11 protein-coding genes are annotated in these 16,407 nt (G+C 40.3%); 6 read left to right on the top strand and 5 right to left on the bottom strand.

The window, feature by feature from the left end; genetic code table 11:
- Positions 1-7 precede the first annotated feature (7 nt).
- The 5 genes from FJ709_RS14135 to barA form a co-directional block, all read right to left on the bottom strand.
- Positions 8-1,177, bottom strand: coding sequence for a hypothetical protein (locus tag FJ709_RS14135; protein WP_226410665.1), 1,170 nt, complete (start codon positions 1,175-1,177; stop codon positions 8-10).
- Between the two features lie 97 nt (positions 1,178-1,274).
- Positions 1,275-2,933, bottom strand: coding sequence for a DNA repair protein RecN (gene recN, locus FJ709_RS14130; protein ID WP_226410664.1), 1,659 nt, complete (start codon positions 2,931-2,933; stop codon positions 1,275-1,277).
- A gap of 128 nt (positions 2,934-3,061) precedes the next feature.
- Positions 3,062-4,030 (bottom strand): AEC family transporter, encoded by a 969-nt coding sequence (locus FJ709_RS14125; protein ID WP_226410663.1) that lies wholly within the window; start codon positions 4,028-4,030, stop codon positions 3,062-3,064.
- Between the two features lie 206 nt (positions 4,031-4,236).
- Complete coding sequence (locus FJ709_RS14120) at positions 4,237-4,833, bottom strand: YjaG family protein (protein ID WP_226410662.1); 597 nt, start codon at positions 4,831-4,833, stop codon at positions 4,237-4,239.
- Positions 4,823-7,693: a two-component sensor histidine kinase BarA gene (gene barA / locus FJ709_RS14115; RefSeq protein WP_226410661.1), complete on the bottom strand. Its 2,871-nt coding sequence runs from the start codon at positions 7,691-7,693 to the stop codon at positions 4,823-4,825. The genes FJ709_RS14120 and barA overlap by 11 nt, the downstream gene beginning before the upstream one ends.
- A gap of 101 nt (positions 7,694-7,794) precedes the next feature.
- Here barA and rlmD point away from each other — a divergent pair, with 101 nt between their 5' ends.
- The 6 genes from rlmD to ftsB all read left to right on the top strand — a co-directional run bounded on the left by rlmD (position 7,795) and on the right by ftsB (position 16,407).
- Entirely contained in the window at positions 7,795-9,177 is a 1,383-nt protein-coding gene (rlmD, locus tag FJ709_RS14110; protein WP_226410660.1) for a 23S rRNA (uracil(1939)-C(5))-methyltransferase RlmD, read from the top strand.
- Positions 9,178-9,466: 289 nt separating this feature from the next.
- Complete coding sequence (gene relA / locus FJ709_RS14105; protein ID WP_226410659.1) at positions 9,467-11,671, top strand: GTP diphosphokinase; 2,205 nt, start codon at positions 9,467-9,469, stop codon at positions 11,669-11,671.
- Between the two features lie 146 nt (positions 11,672-11,817).
- Positions 11,818-12,642 carry a nucleoside triphosphate pyrophosphohydrolase gene (mazG, locus tag FJ709_RS14100; protein WP_226410658.1) on the top strand — a complete coding sequence of 275 codons (825 nt, stop codon included), beginning with the start codon at positions 11,818-11,820 and terminating at the stop codon, positions 12,640-12,642.
- Positions 12,643-12,803: 161 nt separating this feature from the next.
- Positions 12,804-14,441 (top strand): CTP synthase, encoded by a 1,638-nt coding sequence (locus tag FJ709_RS14095; RefSeq protein WP_226410657.1) that lies wholly within the window; start codon positions 12,804-12,806, stop codon positions 14,439-14,441.
- Positions 14,442-14,707: 266 nt separating this feature from the next.
- Positions 14,708-16,009, top strand: a complete 1,302-nt coding sequence (gene eno / locus FJ709_RS14090) for a phosphopyruvate hydratase (protein WP_226410656.1) — start codon at positions 14,708-14,710, stop codon at positions 16,007-16,009.
- 95 nt (positions 16,010-16,104) lie between these two features.
- Positions 16,105-16,407 (top strand): cell division protein FtsB, encoded by a 303-nt coding sequence (ftsB, locus tag FJ709_RS14085; RefSeq protein ID WP_226410655.1) that lies wholly within the window; start codon positions 16,105-16,107, stop codon positions 16,405-16,407.

Below are 16,407 nucleotides of genomic sequence, written 5' to 3'. Positions count from 1 at the left end.
TACAACTTTAACGTTTTTTGCTCTCTTTTCTAAGTTGTATTGATTGTTTTTGTAATGGTGCGATTTTCTCCGATTGCCCAAAGTATTTAACCATATCCGTGTTTAAACAGCTGATCACTTTACCTATTGGGTTATATTTCATCGCCCAAATTTTTTCTATCGTTGAGTCAAAGTCACAATACGCAAAACTCTGCTCGTTCTGCTCATCCTTTGCTTTTAATTCAGCCATTGAATCTCTCACCATAGCTTCATTTAATTGGTTTTTGATGACTTGTTGGTATTGATTCATGACCCTTTCGGCATTCATGTTAAGGCTTTCATTTAAATTGAAAAAAAGGCTAATAAGCCATTGTTGATAATAGTTAATATCAGATAAAGGGTAGGGATTACTCAGCATTTCAATCATCACAGCTTTTACAAATAAATATTCTGCTGCAAATACTCTTTGAATACTTTCCTCTGACAGTTTACTGCTAAGTTTCCACGCTGCAGGGTAAGTGCCATTAAGAGGTGCTTCTGCTGCAAGTATTTTCACTCCCCAGGCTAGGTTTTTTTGCATTTTACTGCCCGCTAAAGAGAAGGTTGCAAGGTCGCTTGATGAATGAAAAATATTGTTCCAAAATCGATAATCAGCATCAATAAAGTCATTAATAAAACTAGGGCTGCCAGTGCGTGAACTCAATAAAGCATTTAGCTCAGCAAGCATCTGAATATTAGATAAGTTAGTGAAATTAATTTGTGGTCTATCTGCTGAGTTATCTAGACTTTCATGCCACAAAGGCAACGTAATAATCTGTTGATATTGATTAATTAAATCAACATAACTTGTCAGCATAAACTTAATATCTACTAAGTTACCCGCTATAAAATTATGACAATTTTCAATTAATTCTTTATGGCAGGTTTGTTGATATTGTTGCAGCAATAAGTGCTGCACATCTGACAAAGGAAGGATTGAAGGGGCTTGCTGTGTACCTACTATCTGCTGCGCTAATACAAAAGCGTTCTGACTTTCATTAACCGTTTCAAGTTGAGCCCACTTTTCTAGTTGTTGAGTATTCACCGATAAGTAGCGGTCTTCAATATTAATATAAACTAAAACAGCAAAGATAAGAGCCAGCAAAAATGTCATTGAAGCTACACTATAAATGGCTATTTTAAGTATCGACTTAAGCATTATTGCCCTTGATTTTATTATACTTTTAATTCAGTGCCTATTGCGTTGATCATTACAGTGAATTTAAGGGAAGACCATATTAGTGGTATTTCCCTCTTTATTGCAATAGCTCTCTGGCATTCGCTAGGGTGTTTTCAGTGATAATATCGCCACCTAATAAACGGGCTAATTCGTTTATTCGCTGCTCTTTATCTAAAATCTGCATTGTCGTTTCAGTTTGTCCACCTTTGTTGAACTTGTTGACGAACATATGTTGATGGCCATTACCAGCCACTTGCGGTAAATGGGTAACACAAAAAACTTGAGTTGAATCCCCTAGGCTTCTTAGCATTCTGCCAACAACTGCCGCCGTTGGTCCTGAAATACCCACATCGACTTCGTCAAATATCAATGTGGGCGTAGAAACTTTTTTAGCGGTAATAACTTGTATGCCTAAGCCTATGCGCGATAGCTCACCACCAGAAGCTACTTTAGCAATGGGTTGTAATGGCTGTCCTGGGTTGGTGCTAACTAAAAACTCCACTTGGTCACAACCCAAACTATTACTCATCTCAGGATTAAAGTTTACCGAAATATTAAATTGGCCTTTTGGCATGTTTAATTCATGGATTGAACGAGTGACTAATTTATCTAACTCTTTAGCATAGCGAGCCCGGCTTTGGCTGAGTTTTTGGGCATGGGTTAAATAGGCCTCACGGCTGAAAGCTAAAGCCTGTTTAATCTCATCTAATTTAGTTTCATCATCAGACAACCCAACCAGTTCAGCTTTAAGCTGTGCATGATGGGCTGATAAGTCTTCTGCACTGACATGATGCTTACGTGAAAGTTGCATTGCAGTGGTTAAACGCCTATCTAAATAGGTAAAGTGTTCAGGATCTAATTCTAAACGGCTAAGGTAGTCTTCTATTTCAACTGTGCTTTCTTGTATCTGAATTAATGCTTCATTAAGCATACTGGCTACAGGGGATAACTTTTCATCCACGCTTTGTAAATTATCTGCTAAATGAATCACTTTATTTAGCAGTGATTCTATGTTGAATTCTTCACCTTCAGTTAGTAGATCTAAACTGGCCTGACAGGTTTCAATCAGTTCTGTGCCATTAGCAAGGCGCTTATGTTCTTGTTCTATTTCAACAAACTCACCGTCAGCTAAATTAAACTCATCTAACTCTTCGACTTGATATTGGAGTAACTGTTTACGGGATATACGCTCATGTTGCGCATGTTCAAGCATTTTAAGCTCATTTTCGATCTGCTTATTACGTTGATAACTGGCATGTACAGTGTCAATTAACAGCTTATGGTTGGCATAGCTGTCTAGCAGCGTAAGTTGATGCTCACTTTTTAGCATTGCGTGGTGAGCATGCTGACCATGAATACCAATCAGTAATTGGCCAATACCTTTAAGTTGGGCGACAGGCACTGGGTTACCATTAATATATGCGCGCGAGCGCCCATCACTGTTAATGGTGCGGCGTAAAATGCAGTCATCTTCATTATCTAGGTCATTATCTTCTAACCAGCGCTTAGCTTGTGGCACATCATGTAATGTGAAGCGGGCACTGACTTCGGTTTTATTGGCTCCAGGCCTCACCGTATTGGCATCACTGCGGTTACCTAGACATAAACCAAGCGCATCAATAGCAATAGATTTACCCGCACCTGTCTCACCCGTTATGGTGGTCATACCGGCTTTAAAATCTAATTCTAAAAAACGTACAATAGCAAAATTGTTGATGCTGAGTTGGCAAAGCATAATGAATTCCTGTCAATGAAACTATCAAACCACTGTATTGATAAACAGTATATACTGATTTTTTATACAGTAAAGTAGTAGCCAGAAAATTATCTTTGCTTGTTTGTTAGACTATGTGAGTGTGTTAATTAACCATAAGATTTTAATAGTGTTTCTATTATAGGTAAGCTAACAAAGGTAATTAATGTGCCATATAGAATACCTTGTGCGCTGCTATTAGCATTTATTTGGTATCGATCAGCCAATAAATAGACACTTGCTGCCGTTGGCAAGGCTGCTAACAGCACTCCCATTGTCAGTAGTTCATGCTCTACGCTAAAGAGTTTGAGTAATCCGAAGGCAATAAAGGGCTGAATAATTAATTTGAGTAAGTTGATGAAACTTATTTCTGTAATTAGGCTAAGGCTGAACATCTTTGCCAAAGATTGATGCTGAAACGCTTTAGCAAGTACCATTCCTATGGCAAATAGTGCACAAGGGCTAGAGGTACTACCTATTTGGTGCAGCACCAATGATAGGCTTTCAGGTAAGGTGATATGCAATGCCGATAAGCTGATACCTATCATGCTGCCTAGCACTATCGGATTTTTATATAATGCATTCGCCATAATGACGATAGCATGATCCGCTGACTGTTTGTCACGGCTGGCAAGTTCGATAGAGACTAATGCAAAGGCAAACATGAACACCGACAGTAAGCTGGCTATAGCTGCCGCGACTAATGCGATTTTGTTACCTGGGAATAATAGGCTTAGTAATGGAATACCAATGAATGCTGTATTGCCAAAGGTGGCATTTAATGCTCGCATAGCTGCAATAGCTTGCTGTTTAGGTTTGCGCCATAAGGATACGGCTATTACGAGTGCATAGGTGATGATCATAGCCAAGCTAAATCCACCAATAAATCCCCATTGAATAATATCTTCAATGCGCGTTTCAGCGAGCACAATCAATAAAATTGCTGGAAAGGCAATGTAGTAAACAAATTGATTGAGGATAAGATTGGTATCTGCTGGTAGAAATCTTAATTTCTGAACAATACCGCCGAGTAACATAATAATAAACACAGCGATCAGCGGGGTAAGAATACTGGACATCCCTCGCAATTCCTTAGCAAAATGATAATAAGTCCACTTTACTTTGTTTTAATACGATGATGCAATTAGGCTAAAGTTAAACGCGTGTTTATTTATTCAATTTTAGGTTTAATGTTACTGACGAGCTTAAATTTACTCATAATAGTGCGATAAAAGCCTGAATAATATCAGGCTTTCGAATATTTTTTAGTGATATTAGGTTAGTACTAGAGGCTAATGCCAATATTAGATGCACCAGCTTCGATAATATCTTTACGTAAGCCTTTAACTAAGTCTGGATGAATATCTGGGTTCGCTTCAATAATATCTAATAGCATATTTTGTAGCTCTTTTTCTTCTAGCATCACAGGATGGGCAAAAACATAATCATCTAATGCTTCATCCATTAAGTCATCATCACTAAGGGCTTCAATATAGTTCGCCACAGTGCTGGAAGAAAGTTTGCTGATATTGATAATGTCATCTTCAATTTTATCCGCAATAGCACTCATTAAGGTTGAGATTGCTACCACAGCATCCATAGCAGGATAAACACCATAAGCTTCAAAATTGCTTGGGTCAGGGGTGTTTTCTTCTAATTTTTGTAAGTGAACATCTACATTGTATTTGTTTTTCTTGTCGTACTGACTTTGCCATAGTAAGTCTAGAGCTGTTGATAAGACGGCTGGTTGGCCGAACTCGCATACCTCAGAAAATAGTTGGTAATTAGGTAGCATACGTTGGCATAAAGCGATCGCAAATAATTGTTTTTGAGGTAAAGATAACGCTTTTAAACGTTGAAAAAATCCAGGTTTATGAGTCATGCGTGATGTCCATCGATAACTGTTCTAATACTTGAGTTGCCGCCGATTCTACCTTAGTTAGCTCATCAAGTAACTCAAGTATTTCCGGTTCTAGCTCACTCGTCGAGGTTTTGTGCTTTAAAGCAGATTCTATTTCCTGGCAAAGCTTCTGGGTTGTCGGTACGCCACAATAACAGCTTGCCCCATGCAGTTTATGGACTGCCTGTAGCATCTGTGCTTGATCCTGCTGTTGCAGTGCCAACTCAATTGTTGCGATTGTGCTGGGAATTGAGTCTACCAGCATTTGTAGCATTTCAAGTGCTAAGCCCGGTTTTTGGCTTGCTTGGCTTAAGCACAACTCCCAATTGAGGGTATGAAGCTCAAAATGGGTAAATTTAGGTTTTGCTATCCAACGATTAATCACTTTTCTTAATGATGATTCATCGATGGGTTTGGGCAAAAAGGCATCCATACCCGCAGCTAAAATATTTTCTCTTTCTTCTGCAATCGCATGGGCTGTGACTGCAATTATTGGCGTGTGGCGGTTCATTGATTCATGACGTATGCGTTTGGTTGCGGTAATACCATCCATTCCCGGCATCTGAATATCCATAAAGATTAATTCAAAGCTTTTACTTCTCGCCAGTTTAATGGCTTCTTGACCATTTTTAGCTGTGGTGACGTTAACAACTAATTCTTGTAATAAAGTATCAATAAGCTTCAAGTTGGCAATATTATCATCTACAGCTAACACCGACACATTCAAACGTTCGATATTAGTGCCAGGTGCGATAGGCAATAACTGTTGTAATGCTTTAGGGGTCGGCGGGTAAATTAAATGCCTTGCTAATTCCATATCATTGATAGGAACGTTCAGGAGTAAGTCGCTGTTGGGTTTTAAATGGTGACTAATGATGTCTTGGTCTATGCAGTCATGCAGTAAAATCAGACATTGAGTATGATTTTTCATGACCTGTAATTGTGAGCTAATGTGCTCTGGACTATCAAAACCATGACAGCTTGTTAAGATATAATCAAAATGTATGTTTTTTTGTTCAAGGGTTTTATTGAGATGATCTAATTGTCCCACGCTGGTCAGTTTTAAATGCCACGATTCTAGGCGCCTATTCAAGGTGTCACGTGTCAGCTCTCTTGGTTCAAATAACAGGATAGATTTACCCTGCAGTACATCCATTGGTAATACTTCACCTATGTCAAACTGACTGGTGCTAAGAGGTAAAATAAACCAGAAATTTGAGCCTTTATCTGGGCTTGAAGTGAACCCAATTTGACCGCCCATTTGGTTAATGAGGCGTTTGGTTATCACTAAACCTAATCCTGTTCCGCCAAAACGGCGAGATATCGATGAGTCTGCCTGGCCAAAAGCTTGGAATAAGTATTCCTGCTGGCCTTCATCAATGCCAATACCTGTATCGATGATTTCACATCGCAGCGTCACAGTATCTTCATTATTACCAACAAGGGTAATTTTTAGTATTACACTACCTTGATCAGTAAATTTGATTGCATTGCCGACTAGGTTGGTAATAATTTGATTCACTCGCATTGCATCGCCGCTAACACTTTCTGGCACAGTAGAATCAATATCAATAATAAGTTCTAAGCCCTTTTCCCTTGCGCTACCTGCGATAAGACTTAAGGTGTCAGCTAAGGTTTCACGTAACGCAAAAGGCATTTTTTCAAACACCATTTTACCCGCTTCAAGTTTAGAGAAATCAAGGATGTCATTAATGATCCCTAATAAATTACTGGCGCTGCGCTCAATTGTTTTGATGTAATCGAGTTGGCTTGAATGAAGCGGAGTTTTAATTAACTGCCTTGAGAATCCTATTACGCCATTGAGCGGGGTGCGCAGCTCGTGCGACATATTGGCTAAAAACTCAGATTTAATTCGACTGGCTTCTAATGCACGTTTTTTAGCTAAATCTAATTCAACGTTCTGAATTTCAATTTGCTCTAAGGTTTCCCGCAAATCTGAGGTTGCTTGATCAATATTTTGTTGCATCTCGTCATGATATTCAGACAAGGAGCCCGCCATGGCATTGATGCCTCGTTTAAGTAAATCTAATTCACCAATCAAATTACCATCTAAGCGTGTATCGAGTTTCCCCTCTCGAATTTTTGCCACAACCCTGACCATTTCGGTAATGGGATGATTGACGTGTTTAACTAAGCGAAAGGTGAAGAATAGGTTAAACTGAACCCCGATTAATACAATAATAAACGCGGCAATGGCGGCCCTATGCTGCTCTAGTAGAGCATTTTCTTTATTGATTAATATCGCGATATAGCCAATAACTTGTTCTTGCTTACTGTTATATGTAGGTTTTGCCATACTTTGGCCGTAAACCGTATTTTGTTGGTTAAGCGAAGCAAGCGGATCTTTATTTGATTGATTATTAATATAAGCCAGTGGGTTAAAATGAGTATTGGAAACAATAGGACTGCGAATGACTAAAATATCTTCTAGGGTATTAAATTCAGTGGTATCTAACTCAGACAATGGCTGCTGGGTGCGCATGACCTCAAAGTCTTTATGATAATGAGAGGTAACAAAAAGTTGATTTTGGCTATCAAAAATCGCGATAGAGAGTATTAAGGATGCATTTTTCATTTGCGTTGCTGAAAGCAGTTTTTTTGTTGATTCTCTGTCTTCGGTAACAATACCAAACTCACTGGCTATGGCTAATGGCTCGATAATATTGCTGCCTTTTGCCATTAGTGTGTCTTCAAGTTCATAAAAGCGGTTTATGGTGAAGTAACTTCCAAGTAGAATACCCACCACAATGGTAGGAGCCAATGCCAGTACCAGTACCCACGAACGAAGGCTATATTTAGTCATATTTTCGGTACTTTTCATGGTCTTGGTTGAGGTTCCTACAATAATTTATTGATATTCAGTCTAGACTGCCAGAAAGCGCGCACTCTTGACTAGTGTTTTATTCACTTTTAGAGGCCGAAATGGCACAATTTTTTAAAGCTAAACCAAACAAATCTAAGCAATTATCAGCAAAGCTTAGCCTTGATATTACCCAATTGGATCATTTGGGTGCCGGAATGGCACAATATCAGGGCAAAGTCGTGTTTGTTGCGGGAGCACTTCCTAATGAACAAGTCACAGTGCAACTGACAGAGCAAAAGAAAAGTTATGCTAAAGCTAAGCTGATAAAAATTGATCAAGCGAGCGCCGCAAGGCGCGAACCTCTTTGTCCCCATTATGTACAATGTGGTGGCTGTGATTTACAACATTTAGATGTGGATGCTCAGCGTGAGTTTAAACAGCAGGCCTTAACTGAGCTGATGACTAAATTGGGTAATAACACCTTAGAGCAGAACATTATAGCACCTGCAATAACAGGCGATGCGTGGCACTATCGACGCAGAGCGCGTTTAGCTGCAGTTTTTGATAAAAAAACCAATCATTTGCAACTAGGTTTTCGTCAATCAGCATCCAGTAACATTGTTTCTGTCACCCAATGTAACGTGTTGGCTAAACCCTTATCCGATCTGATTACCCCGTTTGCGGTGAATTTAAACCAATTAAAATCCAAAGCTAGTCTAGGTCACTTAGAATTAAGCTTAGCTGAAAATGGGCTATTTGCGGTATTGCGCGTGACTAAGGTGTTACCTGCATCCGATATTCGCTGGTTAACTGAGTTTGCTGCAAAGCATCAAATCTGTTTATTGACTCAAGATAATGACAGTCAATTAACTCAATTGCATCCCAAAGTCGATGAGGCTGTCGCCAAAGTGACTTTGCCTTACTATTCTTTAACTACTAGTGGAGATTCAGAACAACCATTGCGTTGTGAGTTTACCCCAGGCAATTTTGTGCAAGTTAATGGTGAAATAAATCATGCTATGGTGCAGCAAGCGATTACTTGGTTAGATCCACAAAAAGATGAGCGGGTATTAGATTTATTTTGCGGTGTGGGTAACTTTTCTCTTCCTTTGGCGTTAAGCGCATCGAAAGTGATTGGGGTGGAGGGTGTGCCTGAAATGGTGCAGCAAGCGAAAGATAATGCGACATTGAACCATCTAGATAACCTCTCTTTTCATCATGCTGATTTAAGTGCAGATCTGACCCATGAAAAATGGTTGGGTAAAATTGACAAGCTATTACTCGACCCTGCTCGAACCGGGGCGTTTGAAAGCTTGCAATGGCTTAAAAAAATGCGCCCTAAAAAGGTGGTGTATGTTTCATGTAATCCAGCAAGTTTAGCCCGTGACAGCAAAGTGCTGATTGAACAAGGGTATCAGCTGCGACAATTAGGGATGGTCGACATGTTCCCGCAAACTCACCATATTGAAGCTATGGCGCTATTTGAGCTAAATGTTGAGTAACGTCAGTACTACTAGGCCGCAAGACTGCTATCTATATTGATGCAAAAGCTGAGTAACGCTAAATAATGAGTAAACATAGTCATTTACATTTTATTGAATTGATAAATCGTTGCGATACGCTCAATATAGACTGTATAAAATTTGGGACTATTACCAAGGTGAGTTGAATTTTGTGAGGTGTGTAATGTTTTTCTCATTGCAGATTACGCTTTATTCATTTTATAGTCCGTTTGGCAAAAAAGTACATAACATTGTTGCGAAGATAAGCACCAATGGGTAAGGATAAAACATGGTTTCAGTTCGCGAAGCGCATTTTAATACAGACGATTTCAATCTTGAAGACTGGGTTGCTCGCTACATCGAAGATGTTAACGATGCGCAAACACTCCTAGATATGATCAAAAAGATGGAAGCGTTGCCTATTAAAGATAAATTGGCACACTCACAATTACTTGCCCGCGCACGCGAAATGATTGAGATCTTAGCGCCACTCAATATGGACTTAGAAACGCTTCAGGCGGCATTATTGTTTGTCCTTTTAGACGCTAACAGCATCAATGAAGAACAAATTGTTGAGTCCTATGGCGAACCTTTAGCTAAATTAGTTGCCAGTGTTGTGACCATGAATGCCATTGGCGCATTAAAAGTCTCCAATGGTCGTAGTGCTGAACCTCAAATAGATAACATTCGTAAAATGTTGTTAGCTATGGTCGAAGATGTTCGCGCTGTGGTGATAAAACTGGCCGAGCGCGTCTGTTTACTGCGAGCGGTAAAAAATGCTGATGAAGAAACCCGCGTATTACTTGCCCGAGAAATTGCCGATATTTACGCTCCATTGGCTAATCGTCTAGGTATTGGCCAGCTAAAATGGGAGCTTGAAGATATTTCGTTCCGCTATCTGCACCCAACGGTCTATAAAGATATCGCTAAGCAACTTGACGGAAAACGAATGGACCGTGAGGTCTATATCGATATTTTTGTCACCCAACTGCAAAAACGTCTAGATGATGACCACATTCGAGCCAAGGTTTATGGCAGACCCAAACATATCTACAGCATTTGGCGCAAAATGAAGGGTAAAGACCTTAAGTTTGATGAGCTATTTGATGTGCGTGCGGTTCGTATTGTCACCGATCGATTGCAAGATTGCTATGGCGCCTTAGGCGTAGTGCATGATTTATGGCATCACATTCCGCGTGAATTTGATGACTATGTGGCCAACCCAAAACCTAATGGCTACCAATCAATCCACACTGTAGTCGTTGGGCCAGAGGGTAAAACGGTTGAAATTCAAATTCGTACAGAAGCGATGCACCAAGACTCTGAGCTAGGTGTAGCGGCGCATTGGAAATATAAAGAAGGTGCAGGCAATACCAAACAAACTGGCTATGAAGAAAAAATTAATTGGCTGCGTAAAATTCTGCAATGGCAGGAAGATGTGGCAGAAAGCGGCAATTTAGTTGATGAGGTTCGAAGCCAAGTCTTTGAAGACCGTGTTTATGTGTTTACTCCAAGTGGTGAAGTGGTAGATCTTCCATTGGGTTCAACAGTGTTGGACTTCGCCTATTATATTCACTCTCAAGTAGGCCACCGATGCATTGGTGCTAAAGTAGATGGCAGAATTGTACCGTTTACTTACCAGGTTGAAACCGGTGAACGCATTGAAATTATTACTTCTAAAATAGCTAACCCCAAACGTGATTGGCTTAACCTTAATTTAGGTTATATCAAATCTTCACGTTCACGTTCGAAAATTCAGCACTGGTTTAAACAGCAAGACCGCGACAAAAATATTGCCGCAGGTAAGGAAATGCTTGAAACCGAGTTGCATCGTGCAGGGTATAAGCTAAAAGATGCAAACATCGCCGTTGAACGATTTAATCTCAATGGCATGGATGACATGCTAGCGGCTATTGGTGGTGGTGATTTACGCCTAAACCAGGTTGTTAACTATATTGACACTAGGCTGCGTAAAGAGCCTAATTCTGAAGAAGAGATTGTTGAGGACATTTTAAAGAAAGCAATTCATCGCCCTAAAAAAGTGGGTAAAGGACAAGTTGAGGTGAATGGGGTCGGCAATTTACTTAGCCACATAGCCCGTTGTTGCCAGCCTGTGCCTGGCGATGAAATTTTTGGTTATATCACCATGGGCCGCGGTATTTCTGTTCACCGCAGTGATTGCGAACAAGTAAAAGAGCTAATGCGCGTTCACCCTGAGCGTAGTGTTGACGTGGTATGGGGCGAGAACTACTCAGGCGGTTATCGTATCCGCGTTAAAGTGGTCGCCCATGATCGCAGTGGATTGTTACGTGATTTAACGGCAGTGCTTGCCGCTGAAAAATCTAACGTAATGGCGATGAGCTCAACTTCCGATGTGAAAACTCAAACGGCAACGGTTGAGCTTGAGTTAGAGCTTTATAATGTTGATGACTTGTCGCGGGTGCAGTCTAAACTGTCTCAAGTGGATGGTGTGATAGAATCCAGACGCTTATAAACAGGTGGCCTTATTGCCCATGAAAACATTAAACGTCTAAGGGCAATAAGAAGATTACTGATTATGGCAACACATTATGCCGATAATGGTTCATTTATTATCGCAATAAAAGCAGATGCTAATTTTTATAGGTGAGTTAAACCACAATGGATGTAACCCTGCAAGCGGATATTCAGCCGTTACTCAATATAATGACAAAACTGCGCGATCCTAAAACGGGTTGCCCTTGGGACTTGGCGCAAGACTTTCAGAGCATAGTGCCTTTTACCTTGGAAGAAGCTTATGAAGTTGCAGATGTCATTGAGCGAACCGCATGGGATGAATTACCCGATGAATTGGGCGATTTATTGTTTCAGGTGGTGTTTTATTGCCAACTAGCAACTGAGCAAGGTAGGTTTGACTTTGCTACGGTAATCGATCGAATTTGTACCAAGCTTGTTCGTAGGCATCCGCATATTTTTAATCATACTGACACATCACCAGCACAAACCGCGACTCAAGTTAAACACAGCTGGGAAGCGATTAAAGCGCTCGAGCGTGCCGATAAGCAGCAAATGTCCTTGTTAGATGATATTCCCCATGCTTTTCCTGCTTTAAAACGAGCAGCAAAAATTCAGCAAAGAGTCGCTAAAGTGGGTTTTGACTGGCCTGAACTTCCCCCTGTAGTGGCAAAGGTATACGAAGAAATAGATGAGGTGTTGGTTGAAGCTAAGTTACTTGATATCGATCCTGAGCGCTATCAGCCTAGAGTGTTAGATGAAGTGGGCGACTTATTATTTGCGGTAGTGAATTTAGCGCGTCATTTAAATGTTGATCCTGAACAGGCATTAAGACAAGCCAATAGCAAGTTTGAACGCCGTTTTCGTGGCGTTGAAGATTGCGTACAGAAAAGCGGAAAAAAGTTTGATGACCACAGCCTTGAGCAGCTAGATTTGTACTGGAATGAAGTAAAGCAGCAAGAAAAGCGTTAATTCTTTATTTTTCACTCAGGCTAATCAACAGCCTGAGTGTTTATCGTCTAAATGATCGCTGTTTTGATTTGTCGAATCGTCGTGGCTTTGGTACAATGTCTCCCCGTCCTAGTGCTTTCTTACAAGCACGTATTTTTTCAACATATTTTCTCAGGTTCAGCATGACTACAAGGTATATCTTCGTTACTGGTGGCGTTGTTTCATCACTAGGTAAAGGCATTGCAGCAGCATCATTAGCGGCAATTTTAGAGGCCCGCGGCCTCAGTGTAACCATTATGAAACTGGACCCATACATCAACGTTGATCCGGGTACAATGAGCCCTACTCAGCACGGCGAAGTGTTCGTGACTGAAGATGGTGCTGAAACTGACTTAGACTTAGGTCATTATGAGCGCTTCATTCGTACAAAAATGAATCGTCGTAATAACTTCACCACTGGCAGTATTTATGAAGAAGTGCTTCGCAAAGAGCGCCGCGGTGATTATTTAGGGGCAACCATTCAGGTTATTCCTCATATTACTAATGCGATTAAAGAAAAAGTGATTGCTGGTGGCGAAGGTCATGATGTTGCGATTGTTGAAATAGGCGGCACAGTAGGTGATATCGAATCATTACCGTTTCTTGAGTCTATCCGTCAATTAGGTGCAGAACTTGGACGTGAGCGTACCTTATTTATCCATTTAACCTTAGTGCCATTCTTAGGCGCTGCTGGTGAAATTAAAACGAAGCCAACTCAGCATTCTGTTAAAGAATTACGCTCAATTGGTATTGCCCCTGACGTACTTATTTGTCGTGGCGATCGTGCAGTTCCTGCCAATGAAAAAGCGAAGATTTCGTTATTCTGTAATGTGGAAGAACGTGCGGTTATTTCATTAAAAGACGTTGATAGTATTTATAAAATTCCAGCGCTGTTACGTTCACAAGGCTTAGATGATATTGTGATAAAACGTTTCAATATTGAATGTGCTGATGCTGATTTATCTGAGTGGGAAAACGTCATTTACCAAGAAGCTAATCCAAATGGTGAAGTGACCATTGGTATGGTTGGTAAGTACACTGAATTGCCTGATGCTTATAAGTCTGTTAATGAAGCACTTAAGCATGCGGGTCTTAAAACGCGTGTTTGCGTCAATATTAAGTATATTGATTCACAAACCGTTGAAGCTAAAGGCACAGAAGTACTGCAAGGTTTAGATGGTATTCTTGTTCCTGGAGGATTTGGTGAACGCGGTATTGAAGGTAAAATTTTAGCAGCACAGTATGCACGTGAAAATAATCTACCTTATTTTGGTATTTGTTTAGGCATGCAAGTTGCGTTAATTGAATTTGCCCGTAATGTGGCTAATCTTGCTGATGCACATTCGACTGAGTTCAACAAAAATACACCTTACCCTGTAGTTGGTTTAATTACCGAATGGATCAATGAAGACGGTGATGTAGAGCAACGTCATGAGGAATCTGATTTAGGCGGCACCATGCGTTTAGGTGCGCAACTTTGTCATTTACTTCAAGGCTCGAAAGCTGCTGAAGCTTATAAAGGTGTCTCTTGCGTAGAACGTCATCGTCATCGTTATGAGGTGAATAACAATTACGTTGAGCGTTTAGAGAAAGCAGGTTTAATCTTTAGTGGACTGTCTTCTGACCGTAAGTTAGTTGAAATGATTGAGTTACCAGATCACCCTTGGTTTGTAGCAGGTCAATTCCATCCTGAATTCACTTCAACCCCTCGTGATGGACACCCATTATTTGAAGGCTTTATTGCAGCTTCGTTTGCTTATCAGAAAAAAGATTTAAACTAATATCTATAAGCCGCTGACATTAAATCAGCGGCTTTTTTTATACTATTTATTTACACACAATATGCGCTAGATCGACTTGTGACTAAATTGATAGTTGCCGCTGAACCGAATTAGATTTATCCTAGTGTTCACGGATTTAAATTACCAAATTGAAAGTTAATACCAATAATAAGTTGTTAATTGAAGCTTAACTGGGTTTTTATTGGTGTTAATTTTTTATTTTATTTAAAACTTTCAGTATTACTGACATTATTTACGAGGGAATTATGGCTAACATTATTAACGTCATCGGTCGCGAAATCATGGATTCACGCGGTAACCCAACTGTTGAAGCCGAAGTGCATTTAGAAGGCGGTTTTATTGGTATGGCCGCTGCGCCATCTGGTGCCTCTACGGGTAGCCGTGAAGCATTAGAACTGCGTGACGGTGACAAATCTCGTTACTTAGGCAAAGGTGTATTAAAAGCAGTTGCTGCTGTTAATGGTCCAATTGCACAAGCACTTAAAGGCAAAGATGCATTAGCTCAAGCACAGCTTGACCAAATTATGATTGACTTAGATGGTACTGAAAATAAAGCAAAATTTGGCGCAAACGCTATTTTAGCTGTTTCTTTAGCAATCGCAAAAGCAGCCGCTGCAGCTAAAGGTGTTCCTTTATATGCTCACATTGCTGATTTAAACGGTACTCCAGGTGTTTATTCTATGCCACTGCCTATGATGAACATCATCAATGGTGGCGAACATGCTGATAATAGTGTTGATATCCAAGAGTTTATGATCCAGCCCGTTGGCGCTGCGACCTTCCGTGAAGGTTTACGTATGGGCGCAGAAGTATTCCACAGCCTAGCTAAAGTATTAAAAGCGGCTGGTCACTCAACTGCGGTAGGTGATGAAGGTGGTTTTGCACCAAACCTTGAGTCAAATGAAGCAGCCCTTGTTGCAATCAAAGAAGCGGTTGCCAACGCAGGTTATGAGTTAGGTAAAGATATCACTTTAGCGATGGATTGTGCGGCATCTGAGTTTTACGACAAAGAAGCCAATATTTACGATCTTAAAGGCGAAGGTAAGAAATTTACTTCTGAAGAATTCAACTTCTTCTTACAAGGTCTTACTGAGCGTTATCCAATCGTGTCTATCGAAGATGGCTTAGATGAGTCTGACTGGGAAGGTTTTGCTCACCAAACTAAATTAATGGGCGATAAAATCCAATTAGTCGGTGATGATTTATTTGTAACCAATACAAAAATCCTCAAGCGTGGTATCGACAATGGTATTGCTAACTCAATTTTAATTAAATTCAACCAAATCGGTTCATTAACAGAGACTCTGGCTGCGATTAAAATGGCAAAAGATGCCGGCTTTACCGTGGTTATCTCGCATCGTAGTGGCGAAACAGAAGATTCAACTATTGCTGATCTTGCTGTGGGTACTGCGGCAGGACAAATCAAAACAGGTTCACTAAGCCGTAGCGATCGTGTGGCAAAATATAACCAATTACTGCGTATCGAAGAAGCGCTAGGTTCAAAAGCACCTTATAACGGTCTTAAAGAAGTTAAAGGCCAAGGTTAATATTTTGCTTTGTTGATAAAAAAGGCCACCACTCGGTGGTCTTTTTTGTTGTATCATAAGCTTATTCATCATTTCGGATAATTTGCTTAGCTACCATGAAGAAACTCTTATTCGCACTAACGGTTTTGTTAGCGCTACTCCAATTAAGATTATGGATGGGCGAGAATAACTTATCTGAATATTTTCTGCTGCAAACACAAATTCAGGCACAACAAGACAGCAACGCCAAGTTGATTGCTCGAAATCAAATTCTTAAAGCGGAAATTATCGATCTTAAAAGTGGCACTGAAGCGATTGAAGAACGCGCCCGTAACGAATTAGGCCTTGTAAAAGAAGGTGAAACTTTTTACCGCGTTGTCGCTGCTGAATTGCGTGATCGAAATAGTTTGGGTCAATAA

The organism is Shewanella glacialimarina, from assembly GCF_020511155.1.
GTDB lineage: Bacteria > Pseudomonadota > Gammaproteobacteria > Enterobacterales > Shewanellaceae > Shewanella > Shewanella glacialimarina.
The sequence above is the reverse complement of the archived record's forward strand: the minus strand, read 5'-3'. Positions and strand labels throughout refer to the sequence as shown.

What these genes read in the sequence shown, in the direction of transcription:
- ftsB (WP_226410655.1), top strand. Translation starts at nt 16,105, where the DNA reads ATGAAGAAACTCTTATTCGCACTAACGGTTTTGTTAGCGCTACTCCAA.
- FJ709_RS14125 (WP_226410663.1), bottom strand. Translation starts at nt 4,030, where the DNA reads ATGTCCAGTATTCTTACCCCGCTGATCGCTGTGTTTATTATTATGTTA.
- mazG (WP_226410658.1), top strand. Translation starts at nt 11,818, where the DNA reads ATGGATGTAACCCTGCAAGCGGATATTCAGCCGTTACTCAATATAATG.
- relA (WP_226410659.1), top strand. Translation starts at nt 9,467, where the DNA reads ATGGTTTCAGTTCGCGAAGCGCATTTTAATACAGACGATTTCAATCTT.
- eno (WP_226410656.1), top strand. Translation starts at nt 14,708, where the DNA reads ATGGCTAACATTATTAACGTCATCGGTCGCGAAATCATGGATTCACGC.
- rlmD (WP_226410660.1), top strand. Translation starts at nt 7,795, where the DNA reads ATGGCACAATTTTTTAAAGCTAAACCAAACAAATCTAAGCAATTATCA.
- FJ709_RS14120 (WP_226410662.1), bottom strand. Translation starts at nt 4,833, where the DNA reads ATGACTCATAAACCTGGATTTTTTCAACGTTTAAAAGCGTTATCTTTA.
- FJ709_RS14095 (WP_226410657.1), top strand. Translation starts at nt 12,804, where the DNA reads ATGACTACAAGGTATATCTTCGTTACTGGTGGCGTTGTTTCATCACTA.
- recN (WP_226410664.1), bottom strand. Translation starts at nt 2,933, where the DNA reads ATGCTTTGCCAACTCAGCATCAACAATTTTGCTATTGTACGTTTTTTA.
- barA (WP_226410661.1), bottom strand. Translation starts at nt 7,693, where the DNA reads ATGAAAAGTACCGAAAATATGACTAAATATAGCCTTCGTTCGTGGGTA.
- FJ709_RS14135 (WP_226410665.1), bottom strand. Translation starts at nt 1,177, where the DNA reads ATGCTTAAGTCGATACTTAAAATAGCCATTTATAGTGTAGCTTCAATG.